Origin of the sequence: Xylanimonas allomyrinae (genome assembly GCF_004135345.1) — a bacterium.
GTDB classification, from domain to species: Bacteria; Actinomycetota; Actinomycetes; order Actinomycetales; family Cellulomonadaceae; genus Xylanimonas; species Xylanimonas allomyrinae.
In genome coordinates this window covers 3,412,517-3,425,104 of record NZ_CP035495.1, presented here as the reverse complement: position 1 = coordinate 3,425,104, position 12,588 = coordinate 3,412,517, and the positions used below count along the sequence as shown (strand labels likewise).

Sequence of the window (12,588 nt, the reverse complement as noted above, 5' to 3'; positions counted from 1 at the left end):
CGACAGCCTGCTCCACGAGCCGTCGGCTCACCAGATCCCCTCGAAGGTCAGCGCGGCACCGTCACCCAGGTCGATGACGTCACCGTCCACGACCGGCACGGCTTCGTGAGGGTGCAGCCGGCGCGGCTGGCGGTCCTGCCGCAGCAGCGTCGTGCCATTGGTGGTCGCCAGGTCCACGACCAGCACATGCCACCCGTCGAGCCGCACCTCGACGTGCGAGCGCGAGACGTCCCTGCCCGGACTGGGCACCGTGACCAGCCGCGCGACCGCGTCGCCTCCGGCGCGCGGTGCGCGCGGGCGGCGGCCGACGACGACGAGCCGGTCGAGGTCGACCTCCTCGCCCGTCGAGACGCGCATGCGGCCCAGCGGCGGACGCTCCGTCAGCGCGGCCTCGCCCACCAGCGCACTGCCGCAGGTCCGGCATGCCTCGCGCGGCGGCGGGTTGGCGTGCCCCTGGACGCACACGCGGGCGAGGATCTGCGGCACCTGCGTGCCGTCCGGCGTCGCCGGGACATGCCGCGGCCCCTGCAGGCTCATGAACGGGGCGGACGTGACCGTGGATCCGTCGTGGTCAAGGTCGCCCGGCGATGGCAGGCCCCCCGGAGGGCCCCCGGTCGCCCCGGCAGGGGACGGCTCCTCGGGAAACACCGTGAGGTCCGGCAGGATCGTCCGGTCGCCAGAGTCCTCACCCTTCGAGGAGGCTTCCTGCCGCGACTCGCCCTGCTCGTCGGAGGGCACCGACGCCAGGACCCGGCCGGGGTTCACCGGCCCGGGCTCTGCGGGCTCGGGGGCCGCGTGCTCGGGGTCGGCAGGTGCGGGGTCTGCGGGCTCGGCACCGTCGTCCCCGATGCGGACGGCGGCTGCCTCGACCCCGCTCAGAACCGTCGCCCCCCACAGGTGGCCGTAGGTCTCCTCCTCGGGCACGGGCGCTGCGGGAGGTGCGGGCGGGACAGGCGGTGCGGGGGGCGCGGGCGGGACAGGCGCTGCGGGCGGGACAGGCGGGACAGGCGCTGCGGGAGGCGCGGGCGGGACGGGCGGCGCCGGCCGGGCGGGCTGGGCTGCGACGCCGGGCTCTGGCGCCGCGTGGGCGTCAACCGCGCGACGCGACGAGGGGTCCTCGCCGTCCGCCCCAGCACTGCCGGCCACGCCACTGGGAGGCACGGCGAGGGGCACGGCGTCGGGCACGCCGTCGCGCACGGCGTCGGTCACGCCGTCGCGCACGTCGCTGGGCACCGAGGCTGCGGCCGTGGGGCGTGCGCGCTGCTCGCCGGGACGCGGCTCCGGTGCGCCACGCACCACCACCGCGCGTGCGGCGACAACACCTGCGTCGAGGGGCCAGGCGTCGTCGGCCAGCGGCTCGCCGCCGTCGTCGGCGTACACGGTCAGGCCGACGGCCTCCGGCACGACGCGTTCGGACCATGTCGCGATGCCTTCGCCGTCCACGGTCACCTCCGTCCCCCCGGCGGTCTCGGTGACCACCACGCACGCGCCGCGCACCAGCACGTGCGCGCTCCCGTCGCGCAGCGCGGCGATCGCGAACGGGGGCGTGTCCATCAGTGCGGCACCCGCGCCCGTCGACAGCGCCCCGAGCGCCTCCACGACGCCTGGCTCAACGCCGTCGGCCGTGTCGAGGGCCTCCCAGAGTCGGCCGGGAACACCGGCGGGCGGGTCGGGCAGCAGCACGACGACGTCGCCGCGCACCACCGCGCAGCCGCGCCCTGCCACGTATCGAACCGCCGCGCGTCGCGTTGTCATCTCGCGCTCCCCCGTCGTCACTGGACGTCTTCCGGTCGGGCACCCGCCGGGCGGGGTCGGGTGTCCTCGTCGCGGTGCGACCCGTCGGCTCCGTCGACCGTCACGGCGTCCACGACGACGACGGTGATGTTGTCGCGGCCCCCGGCGCGCAGGGCGGCCTCGACGAGGGTCGCGGCGGCCACCTGCGCGTCGGGCTCGTCGCCCAGGACGCGCGCGATCTCGTCGTCGTCGACCTCGCCCGTCAGCCCGTCCGAGCACACGAGCACGCGGTCGCCCGCTTCGACCGGCAGCCACCAGAAGTCGGGGCGCGGTGCCCACGGCGCACCGATCGCACGCGTGATCACGTGGCGGCGCGGGTGCGTGCGCGCCTGCGCGCGCGTGATCAGCCCCGCGTCGACCAGCTCCTGCACCTCCGAGTGGTCGACGGTGACGCGTTCCAGCCGCCCCTGCGCGTGCAGGTACGTCCGCGAGTCGCCGACGTTGACCACCAGCCACCGCGGCCCGAGCTTCCCCGGCACGACGACGACGCCGGTCGCGGTCGTCCCGGCGCCCCGCCCCGGCCGGGTCTCGATGCGGCGCACCTCGTCGTGTGCCGCGTCGAGCACGGACTCGACGTCCTTGCGCGACACCACGGCGCGCTCGACCAGGGTCCCCAGGGCCGCCACCGTGGCCGCGCTCGCGATCTCGCCCGCGTCCCGGCCGCCCATGCCGTCGGCGACGACGAACACGGGCACCGACGCGACGTAGTGGTCCTCGTTGAGGGGTCTGCGCCGGCCCGCGTCGGTCACGACACCCCACTCCAGCACGACGCCGCCGTACTCCTGCCGCAGGCTCATACGCCCCCCTGCACGGCGAGCCTCAGATCGCCGAGGTGCAGCCGCGAACCGTGCGGCACGCGCGTGCGCGTCCCGGGTGCGGCGGCGCGCAGCGGTCGCCCCGGCTCCGCGACGACCGTGCCGTTGGTCGACCCGCGGTCGGTCACCCACAACCCGTCGGGGTCGACGTCGAGCTCCGCGTGCGTCTTCGAGACCGAGCGGCCGGGGTCGTCGAGCGGCACCAGCGCCCACCCTCCGGTCTCGGCCTGCGGGTCACGCCCCACGAGCGATGGTCCGGTGACGACGACGGACGTGCCGTCGGGCAGCACGAGCCGCACCGGGCGGACGGGTGCGCGCATCAGCCGCACCGGGAGCTTCCCGGGGGGCGGCGCACCGCGGACCACCGACTCGTCCGGCGCGGCGGACGCACCCGGTGGCGTCGGTGCTCGCGCCCCGTCCGGCCCGGCCATCGCCGCGGCCCACGGCGAGATGGCCCACGGCGAGGCCTCGGGCGCCGCAGGCGCCGCAGGGGCGGTGCCCGCCCGAGGCGACGCGCTCGCCTGCGCCGCCACTCCGTCTTCATGCGCCGGGGGCTCGTCCGGCGCTCTAGCCCCGCGAGGCGGCCGAACGCGCAGCACGACGGCGCCCGCCGCCTTGTCGTGCCACCCCTGCCCGCGGCCGCCGCCGTCGAACAGGGGGCTGAGGAGCACCAGCAGGGTGCCCAGGACGGGCACGACCGAACCTGCGGCGACGACGAGGGCGCGCACGAGTGCACGCCAGAACCCGAGCGGCGCGGCGTGCTCACGATCCACCGCACGCACGCCGAGCACCCGCCCGCCGACGGCCGCGCCCGTGGCACCCTCCCACCAGCAGAGGCCGATCCCCGCGGCCAGGGACCACACCCCGGCCCCGACGGCCCACGGCTGCGCCGCCGCGACGAGCGCCACCGGGCCGGCGGCGTCGAAGCCGCCGGGTGCGCGCACGACCCCCACGAGCAGCATGAGCCAGGTCGGCATCGCGACGGCCAGCAGGTCGAGGACGGACGCGGCGACACGCCGCCCGACCCCGGCGGTCGGGCACCCCTCCCCCGCGGCGCCCCCCGCGCCGTCAGGGCCGCTCCCGCTCCGGCCCGACGGCGTCGCGGTCGACGGCACGCCCTGGCCGGGCGCGGCGAGGTCGGTCGGGGCGTCCGCGCGCGGGCGCGGGGCGCCACAGATCGGGCAGAACGCCGCATCGGACGGCTGCTGCGAGCCGCACGCGGGGCACAGCACGGACATGAGGCTCCTCACTCGGGCGACGGGACGACGGACGGCGTGCACGCTTCGGACCGCGGCACGCATCGACCAGCAGGTGCACGCACGACGCCGCTGCCCTCGGCGCACGGCGCGATGCGCGAGCAGGTGCCGCGCGGGGCGACGGCTGCCCTGAGGAACACGGCGCTCAGCCGTGCAGCGGCGCACGGCCCCGCCCGCTGAGCACCGCCACGGCACGCTCGACGTCGTCGCCCACCATGCCGCCGGTTGCCCTCAGCGGCCGGAAGGCCGGCACGAACACGGCTCCCAGCGTGCCGTCGTCGAGGCGGACGGCCCGACGTATACGGCTCCCGTAGACGCCGCTCCCGATCGCGACCGCGCCGGGCTCCCGGCGCACCACCCAGCGCGGCGCGTCGTCGGCCCGGCCCCACACCTCGAACCCGTCAGCGGTGACGACGACGGCGACAGGGCTGCCGCCCATCGACAACCAGCCATGGGTCGAGGCTCCGGCGACGGCCGCGAGGTCGCACATCTCGGCGGTCGTGTACCCCGGGACGACGACCGCCCCCGGGCGATGCCGGGCCGCGTTCTCGGCGCACGCCCTGACGCGGCGCACCACCAGCGCGAGCAGCAGCGCGCACAACGCGACCAGGACCGTCACCGCGATCACGTTGGCGCCGACCTCGGCGCCGTCGCTGGTGCGCAGCAGGCGCACTCCCGCGAGGAAGGCGGTCATGATCATGGTGGCCAGGGTCAGTCGTCTGCGTTGCTGTGCATCCATCGCGAGGTACCCCTCTCGCGGAGTCTGTCGGCGTTGGTGCCGGCGTCATCCGCCGGACTCGTACGAGACCTCGACCCGGCGGTTCCGTGCCCGCCCGGCCGGGTTGTCCTGTCCGCCGACCTCGTTGCTGGCGACCGGCTCGCGCTCACCGTGGCCGGTCACGGTCAGGACCAGGTCGGGTCGTGCCTCGCCCAGCACGGCCGCGACGGAGTCGGCCCGCTGCTGCGAGAGCGTGTCGTTGAACGCGTCGTCGCCGACGGAGTCGGTGTGGCCGTCCACGCTGACCGCGACGCCCTGCGGGATCTGCTCCGTCAGCCTCCCGACGGCGGCCCGGGCCGGGTCCGTCAGCGTGGCCTGCCCGAACTCGAACAGCAGGTCCGCAGTCAGGTGGACGACCGTGCGGCCCTTGTCCTCGACCACCGTGTCGAGACCGGTGACGGACCCCTCCGACCGCAGGTCGGCGATGGAGACGTCCGGGCGCAGCTCGGTGACTGCGGCGCGGTGCATCTCGTCCGTGAGGCTCGTGGTCTCCAGGTCCGCACGCGCCTCGTCGAGCTTCCGCTGCGTGTCGGCCACGAGACCGGGGTCGGCGTCGTGTGACGACTGCGGCGACGGTGAGGGCGGCGACGGTGAGGACGTGGGCGAGCCCGCGACGGCTGCGGCCACGGTCATCGCGACGGCCAGCGCCCGCGAACCGATCACTTCGCCGCGTCCCGGTAGGTCACCTCGACACCGCCGAACGGCGGGATCCCCTCAGCGGGCACGACGTCGACGGTTTCCGGGCGCTCTGGCGGGGCCGGGAGGAGCGCCCACGCCTCGATCACCCCATGGATGGGGAACTCGGGATCGGTGTTGCTGCGAGGCGCGGCGATCTGGCTGTTCGAGCACATCGCCTGATCGAAGGGCCTTGCGTCCCACCCACCCTTGGTGCAGAAGGGCCGGTAGACCTTGAGGTTCTCACCGTCGATCACCGAGGTCACCGCACTCAGGCCCATGTCGTAGAAGGTCAGCTTCGAGGTGGGCGGGGCGCCGTCCTCGTCCCACCGGAACGCCCAGAGGACCTCCATCGTGTCGCCGGCGACCTCGACCGAGCGCAGCGTCACCGTGATCGTCGCCTGGCCCTCGACGCCCCCCTTCGGCATGGCGAGGGTCTGCTCGGCCAGGACCGCCTTTTTGCCCACGGCCCCGTCGTTCTCGGCCCCCGACTCGGTCTGGCCGGCCGCGCTTGTGGGCTCACCGCTCGCGGAGCTCTCGCCCTGCCCGGCACCCCCGGTACAACCCGCCAGCGCCAACCCGACCGCCAGCGCCACCGTTCCCGTTCCCGTTCGCAAGCGTGCTCGCACCCGCGCCCCTCCCTTCAGTCGCCCTTGACGACGCCCGAGCGCCGCACCTCGCTCGTCACGGCTCGACCCCAGCGACCGCTCCCCCGGCCTCACGCGATCCCGGCCCCAGTGCCGGGATCGCGTGCGAGAGCCACGTGCAGGCTCGTGCGGGCCGCGACTGCGGGGCCCGGTGACGGTCGCCACACACCACGCTAGCGAACGACGCGCCGCGTTCCTAGGGGGGCGGGCTCCCCGTCGCCCGGGTCGGGCCCGCGCTCGGGCCCTCAGCCGGCCGTCAGGCTGCCCGGTCGGCCAGCGCGGACGCGAACGCCTCCAGCGCCTCGCGGACAGGGCCCGCGGGCAGCGGCGCGAGCTCGGCAGCGGCCTCGCGCGCGTAGCGCACCGCGAGGTCACGCGTCTCGCGCAGCACGTCATGGGCCCGCAGCCGTCCGACGACGTCGGCGAGCGCCGCGTCCGAGCTCAGGTCGCCGTCGAGCGCCGCGAGCAGCGCGAGGTCGTCCTGCGACGCCACGCCCCGCGCCGCGCGCTGGCGCAGCAGCAGAACGGGCATCGTTCCGATGCCCTCGCGCAGGTCGGTGCCCGGCGTCTTGCCGGACTCGGCCCCGCTCGACGCGAGGTCGAGCACGTCGTCGGCAAGCTGGAACGCCACACCGACCTTCTCCCCGTAGGCCGCGACCGTCTCGACGGCGGCCTGCGGCGCGCCGCCGAACATGGCACCGAACCGCGCGGACGTCGAGAGCAGCGACGCCGTCTTGTCGGCGAGCACCTGGAGGTAGTGCTCGACCGGGTCCTCGTCCTCGCCGGGGCCCGTCGTCTCGTGGAGCTGGCCCAGGCACAGGCGCTCGAACGTCTCGGCCTGGAGGCGCACCGCGTCGGGGCCCAGCCCGGCCACCCGAGCCGACGCGCGCGCGAACAGCAGGTCACCCACGAGGATCGCGACGGTGTTTCCCCACACCGAGTGCACGCTGGGCGCCCCGCGCCGCAACGGCGCCGAGTCCATGACGTCGTCGTGGTACAGCGACGCGAGATGCGTGAGCTCGACGACGACGGCGGCGTCGAGCAGCTCGGGCCGCGTCCCGTCCCCGAGCTCGCCCGTCAGCAGCGTCAGGAACGGGCGCAGCCGTTTGCCGCCCGCGGCGACGAGGTGGTGCGAGACGTCGTCCGCCAGGCGGTCGGCGCTCGCGACGGCGTCCGCGAGCGCGCGCTCCACGGCCTCCATGCGTTCCATGAGGCGCGCGGCGAGCGCGGGATCGGACAGCGGGATGGCCGTCACGGTGGGCGCGGCGCTGGGCTGTGGGGGCAGGCTCACGGCACGAACTTAACCGCCCCGGCGGCCAGATCGAGAACCGTGGCGGGCAGCACGCCCAGGAGGACGACTCCGATCGCGCACACGGCGACCACCACGGCCGCCGGACCCCACCCGGTCATCACGGTCACGACGGCGCGTGTCGCCGGTCGCACCTGCGTCGCGGTGCCCGCTGCGGTGCCCGTCGCGGTGCCCGCTGCGGTGCCCGTTGCGGTGCCCGTCGCGGTGCCTGCCGAGGCGAGCGTCGCGGTGCCCTGGCCCGCGCTGACCGGCTCGCGCGTGGCGTCGTGCCCCGCACCGTGCTGCGACTCGTTCCCGGTTCCGTCGTGGGCGGCGTCGGGCGCCGGCGTCAGCACCATGAGGACGATGATCCGCGCGTAGAAGAACACCGAGATCGCCGAGGCGAGCACGCCCAGCAGCGCGAGCGGCCACGCGCCGGCGCCGACGGCGGCCGAGAACACCCCGAACTTGGCGACGAAGCCGGCCGTGAGCGGGATGCCCGCCATCGACAGCATGAACAGCGCGAACGCCGCCGTCAGCCAGGGCGCCTTGCGGCCGATGCCCGCCCACTGGGACAGGTGCGTCGCCTCGCCCAGGATGACGGAGTCCTCGCCCGCGCCCGTGAGCCGTTCGCGCACCAGGGTCACGGCGGCGAACGCGCCGACGGTCGCCAGGCCGTAGGCCAGCAGGTAGAAGAGCACCGCGCCGGCACCGGCGTCGTCGAACCCCACGAGGGCGACGAGGATGAAGCCCGCGTGCGCGATCGAGGAGTACGCGAGCAGCCGCTTGATGTCGGTCTGGACGGCCGCGACGATCGTGCCGATCGCCATGGTCGCGATCGCGACGGCCCACAGGAGCACCTGGACCTCGTGCCGGGTCGCGGCGTCGAAGCCCTTGCCCAGGTAGAACAGCACGCGCACCAGGGCGCCCACGGCGGCGGCCTTGGTGCACGCCGCCATGAACCCGGTGACCGGGGTGGGGGCGCCCTGGTAGACGTCGGGCGTCCACGTGTGGAACGGGGCCGCGCCCACCTTGAACAGCAGGCCTCCGGTGACGAGCACGATGCCGGTGATCGCCAGCACGTGCAGGCCCTGGAGCGGTGAGTCGCCGCGCCCGGAGAGCGCGTCGGCGATCGCCGGCAGGTGGACGGACCCGGCGTAGCCGTACAGCAGCGCGATGCCGAACACCGTCAGCGCCGAGGCGAACGCGCCGAGCAGGAAGTACTTGAACGCGGCCTCCTGGCTCAGCAGGCGGCGCCGGCGCGCGGTCGCGCACAGCACGTACAGCGGCAGGCTGAGCACCTCCAGCGCGATGAACAGCACCACGAGGTCGTCGGTCGCGGCGAACAGCAGCATGCCGCCCGTCGAGAACAGCGCCAGCGGGTAGATCTCGGTCTGCTGGAGGCCGGCGCGGCGCGCCTCCTCCTCGTAGCGGCTGCCGGGCACGGCCGCGGCCGTGGGAGCGAACGCGTCCTGCCCGCCGGGGCGGTCGGCCATGACGAGCACCGCCAGGAACGCGAGCACGGCGATGATGCCCTGGATGGCCAGGCCGAACGGCGTCAGGTCGTAGCTGTCACGGACGACGAGCCGCGGGTTGGCGTGGACCGACTCCCACAGGAGCCCGACGGCGAGGACGGCGCCCGCGAGCGCCGCGAGCGACAGCACGAGCTGGACGGTGCGGCGGGCCCGTGCGGGCACGAACGCCTCGACCAGCACGCCGAGCACGCCGGCGCCGAGCACGACGAGGACGGGCGAGACGGCCGCCCAGTCGATCGCCGGAGCGTTGAACTCGTTCACGACGCCACCTCCGTGGTGTGGGCGCTGGCAGCAGCGGTCAGCGTGACCGTGGTGTGTGCCGGGGGGTCGACGTAGCGCAGGGCGAGGCTGGGCACGAAGCCCAGCAGCAGCAGGGCGGCGACGAACACTCCCGCGACGGTGCGCTCGCGCGCGTCGAGGTCGCGCACGGGCCCGTCGGCGGTGAGCGTGGCGGGCACCTTCCCGGTGAACATGCGCTGGTAGGTCAGCAGCACGTAGACGGCGGCCAGCACGACGGCGGGGACGGCCACCAGGGCGGCGGCGTGGTTGGCGCTGAACGCCCCGAGGAACACGAGGATCTCGGACACGAACGTGGCCAGGCCCGGCAGTGCCGCGGCGCTCAGGCCGGCGACGAGGAAGCTGCCGCCGAGGATGGGCGCCACGGTGCGCAGGCCGCCGTAGTCGGCGATCTGCTGGCTGCGTTGCGGGTGCCGCGCGATCGCGAAGCCGGCGATCAGGAACAGCGCCCCCGTCGAGATGCCGTGGTTGAGCATCATGAGGCTCGCCCCGGCGGTGCCCGTCGCGGTGAAGGTGAAGATGCCCAGGATGATGAACCCGAAGTGGGACACCGAGGTGTAGCCGATGAGGCGCAGCAGGTCGGTCTGCCCGATGGCGAGGATCGCCCCGTACAGGATCGAGACGACGGCCAGCACCACGATCGCGGGCGCCGCCCAGCGGGTCGCCTCCGGGAACAGCGGCAGGCACAGCGTGAGCATCCCGAACGTGCCGACCTTGTCGAGCACGCAGATGAGCAGCGTCGACGTGCCGGGGGTGGCGTTCTCGGTGACGTCGGGCAGCCATGTGTGCACGGGCACCATGGGCGCCTTGACGGCGAACGCGAGGAAGAACGCGCAGAACATCAGCCGGCCGGCGGTCGTGCCGAGGCCGTCGGCGGTGGCGGCCAGGTTCGCGGTCAGGAAGGTCTCCGGGCCGCGCTCGGCGGCGGGCACCTGCAGGTAGAGCGCGATGACGGCGACGAGCATGATCAGCCCGCCGGCCAGGGAGAACAGCAGGAACTTGACCGCGGCGTAGCGGCGCTGCGCGCCCTGCCCGAACCCGCCGATGAGGAAGTAGGCGGGGATGAGCATGGCCTCGAACAGCACGTAGAACAGGAAGACGTCGCGTGCCGCGAACACCGCGACCATGAACGCCTCCAGCACCAGCACGGTCGCCAGGTAGGACCGCAGCCGCGGGTGGTCGCCGCCCTGCTCCTTCCACGCCGCGAGGATCACCAGGGGCACCAGGCCCACCGAGAGCGCCACGAGCAGCAGCCCGACGCCGTCGACGCCGACGGCGTAGGAGGCCCCGATGCCCGGGATCCACTGGTGGGTCTCGGCGAGCTGGTGCTCGCCGGCCCGCGCGGTGTCGAACGCGAGGAACGCGCCGACCAGCAGCGCGATCTCGACGAGCGAGCCGACCAGCGCGACCGTGCGCGCGGCCGGGGCGCCGAACGCGCCCGATCCGGGGCCGTGCGCGGTGGCGGCGGGGCGTCCGCGTCCACGGCCGGTCAGGGCGGTGGCGAGCGCGGCCACGAGCGGCCACGCGATGAGGGCTGTCAGCCAGGGGAAGCTCATCGTCGTCGTCCTTCCTCAGCCGGCCAGGGCCCACACGACGGCGGCGACCACGAGCAGGCCACCGAGCGACGTGGCCGCATAGGTCCGGACATAGCCGTTCTGGAGCCGCCGCAACCCGTCGCCCGTCCGCCGTACGCCTGAGGCGAGCTGGAGGAACGCGGCGTCGACGGCGGTGCGGTCGGCGTAGACGAGGGTGCGCGTGACCACCTGGCCGGGCAGCATCGCGATCGTCTCGTTCACCGGGTCCTGGTACAGGTCGCGGCGGGCGGCGCGCACCAGCACGGTCGACTCGGGTGCCGTGACGGGCACCGGCCCGACGGCGTACATGCGGAACGCGAGCGCCGCGCCGAGCACCACCAGAACCAGGGTGAGCGTGACCAGCAGCCAGACGGGCAGCACCGGCTCGCCGTGCTCGGCGTGACCCGTCACCGGTTCGAGCCAGGTGGTGAACCCGCCGCCGAGCTGGAGCACGAAGCCGAGGCCGACCGAGCCGACCGCGAGGATGATCATGGGCCAGCGCATGAGCGCGGGCGACTCGTGCGGGTGGGCGCCGTGCCCGCCGGTCTCCTCGGCGGTGGGCCAGCGGCGCCGGCCCGCGAACGTCATGAAGAACAGGCGCGACATGTAGAACGCCGTGATGCCGGCGCCGAGCAGCGCGACCGTGCCGAAGACCCACGGCCGCCAGCCTTCGCCGACGAACGCCGCCTCGATGATCTTGTCCTTGGACCAGTAGCCCGAGAAGGGCGGCACGCCCAGGATCGCCAGCCAGCCCAGGCCCATCGTGATCGCGGTGACCGGCAGCGCGCGGGACAGCCCGCCGAAGCGCCGCATGTCGACGTTGTCGTCCATGGCGTGCATGACGCTCCCGGCGCCGAGGAACAGCCCGGCCTTGAAGAAGCCGTGCGTCACCAGGTGGAAGATCGCGAACGCGTACCCGATCGGACCGAGTCCCGCAGCGAGCATCATGTAGCCGATCTGGGACATCGTCGACGCGGCCAGGGCCTTCTTGATGTCGTCCTTGGCGCAGCCGACGATCGCCCCGAACAGCAGCGTGATCGCACCGACGATGACGATGACGAGCTGCGCGTGGGGCGCCGCCTCGAGGATGGGTGCGCTGCGCACCAGCAGGTAGACGCCCGCGGTGACCATGGTCGCGGCGTGGATGAGCGCCGAGACGGGTGTTGGGCCAGCCATGGCGTCCCCGAGCCACGCCTGCAACGGGAACTGCGCCGACTTGCCGCACGCGGCGAGCAGCAGCATGAGGCTGATCGCGGTCGCGGTGCCGGTGGTGAGCGAACCCGAGACGACGCCGTCCGCACCGTCGAGGAACGCGTCGAAGCTCACCGAGCCGCGCGACCAGACCATCAGCATCATCGCGACGATCAGGCCCATGTCGCCCACGCGGTTCATCACGAAGGCCTTCTTGCCGGCGACCGAGTTCTTCAGGTCGTGGTCCCAGAACCCGATGAGCAGGAACGACGCCAGGCCCACGCCCTCCCAGCCGACGAACAGCAGCAGGTAGGAGTCGGCGAGCACCAGCAGCAGCATGGCCGCGACGAACAGGTTCAAGTAGGCGAAGAACCGCCGCCGGGAGGCGTCGTGCTCCATGTAGGCGACGGAGTAGACGTGGATGAGCGTGCCCACGAACGTCACCAGCAGCACGAACGTCAGCGACAGCGGGTCGATGCGGAACGCCGCGTCGACGTGCAGCGAACCCGCGGTGAGCCACGTGAAGAGTGTCTCGACGTGTACGCGGTCGCCGGCGGGCCGGCCGAGCACGTCGAGCAGGAGCGCCAGCCCTGTGCCGAAGCTCGCCGTCGAGGCCAGCACGCCGAGCCAGTGGCCCCAGCGGTCGGTGCGCCGCCCGCCCAGGAGCAGGATCGCCGCCCCGAGCAGCGGGAACCCGACGAGCCAGGGTGCAAGACCCAGAGTTTCCATCGTGCTCCC

At 74.3% G+C, this 12,588-nt stretch carries 10 protein-coding genes; all 10 read right to left on the bottom strand.

Going from position 1 to position 12,588, the window contains the following annotated elements; all coding sequences use genetic code 11:
- Positions 1–27 precede the first annotated feature (27 nt).
- Positions 28–1,755 carry an FHA domain-containing protein gene (locus ET495_RS19250; RefSeq protein ID WP_129205518.1) on the bottom strand — a complete coding sequence of 576 codons (1,728 nt, stop codon included), beginning with the start codon at positions 1,753–1,755 and terminating at the stop codon, positions 28–30.
- Between the two features lie 17 nt (positions 1,756–1,772).
- Positions 1,773–2,591, bottom strand: a complete 819-nt coding sequence (locus ET495_RS15405) for a PP2C family protein-serine/threonine phosphatase (protein ID WP_129205517.1) — start codon at positions 2,589–2,591, stop codon at positions 1,773–1,775.
- Complete coding sequence (locus ET495_RS15400) at positions 2,588–3,847, bottom strand: RDD family protein (protein WP_162616511.1); 1,260 nt, start codon at positions 3,845–3,847, stop codon at positions 2,588–2,590. Before ET495_RS15400 ends, ET495_RS15405 begins: the two co-directional genes overlap by 4 nt.
- A 163-nt stretch (positions 3,848–4,010) precedes the next feature.
- Positions 4,011–4,565, bottom strand: coding sequence for a hypothetical protein (locus ET495_RS15395; RefSeq protein WP_129205515.1), 555 nt, complete (start codon positions 4,563–4,565; stop codon positions 4,011–4,013).
- 84 nt (positions 4,566–4,649) lie between these two features.
- Positions 4,650–5,306 (bottom strand): OmpA family protein, encoded by a 657-nt coding sequence (locus ET495_RS15390; protein WP_129205514.1) that lies wholly within the window; start codon positions 5,304–5,306, stop codon positions 4,650–4,652.
- Complete coding sequence (locus tag ET495_RS15385; protein ID WP_162616510.1) at positions 5,303–5,914, bottom strand: hypothetical protein; 612 nt, start codon at positions 5,912–5,914, stop codon at positions 5,303–5,305. The genes ET495_RS15390 and ET495_RS15385 overlap by 4 nt, the downstream gene beginning before the upstream one ends.
- 307 nt (positions 5,915–6,221) lie before the next feature.
- On the bottom strand, positions 6,222–7,256 hold the full coding sequence (locus tag ET495_RS15380) for a polyprenyl synthetase family protein (RefSeq protein WP_129205512.1): 1,035 nt from the start codon (positions 7,254–7,256) through the stop codon (positions 6,222–6,224).
- Complete coding sequence (gene nuoN, locus ET495_RS15375; RefSeq protein ID WP_129205511.1) at positions 7,253–9,049, bottom strand: NADH-quinone oxidoreductase subunit NuoN; 1,797 nt, start codon at positions 9,047–9,049, stop codon at positions 7,253–7,255. The genes ET495_RS15380 and nuoN overlap by 4 nt, the downstream gene beginning before the upstream one ends.
- Complete coding sequence (locus tag ET495_RS15370; protein WP_129205510.1) at positions 9,046–10,641, bottom strand: NADH-quinone oxidoreductase subunit M; 1,596 nt, start codon at positions 10,639–10,641, stop codon at positions 9,046–9,048. The genes nuoN and ET495_RS15370 overlap by 4 nt, the downstream gene beginning before the upstream one ends.
- Before the next feature lie 15 nt (positions 10,642–10,656).
- Positions 10,657–12,579, bottom strand: a complete 1,923-nt coding sequence (nuoL, locus tag ET495_RS15365) for an NADH-quinone oxidoreductase subunit L (protein ID WP_129205509.1) — start codon at positions 12,577–12,579, stop codon at positions 10,657–10,659.
- Positions 12,580–12,588 lie beyond the last annotated feature (9 nt).

Excerpts from the sequence above, each read along its gene's own strand:
- ET495_RS19250 (WP_129205518.1), bottom strand. The coding sequence starts at position 1,755 with ATGACAACGCGACGCGCGGCGGTTCGATACGTGGCAGGGCGCGGCTGC.
- ET495_RS15405 (WP_129205517.1), bottom strand. The coding sequence starts at position 2,591 with ATGAGCCTGCGGCAGGAGTACGGCGGCGTCGTGCTGGAGTGGGGTGTC.
- ET495_RS15400 (WP_162616511.1), bottom strand. The coding sequence starts at position 3,847 with ATGTCCGTGCTGTGCCCCGCGTGCGGCTCGCAGCAGCCGTCCGATGCG.
- ET495_RS15395 (WP_129205515.1), bottom strand. The coding sequence starts at position 4,565 with ATGATCATGACCGCCTTCCTCGCGGGAGTGCGCCTGCTGCGCACCAGC.
- ET495_RS15370 (WP_129205510.1), bottom strand. The coding sequence starts at position 10,641 with ATGAGCTTCCCCTGGCTGACAGCCCTCATCGCGTGGCCGCTCGTGGCC.
- nuoL (WP_129205509.1), bottom strand. The coding sequence starts at position 12,579 with ATGGAAACTCTGGGTCTTGCACCCTGGCTCGTCGGGTTCCCGCTGCTC.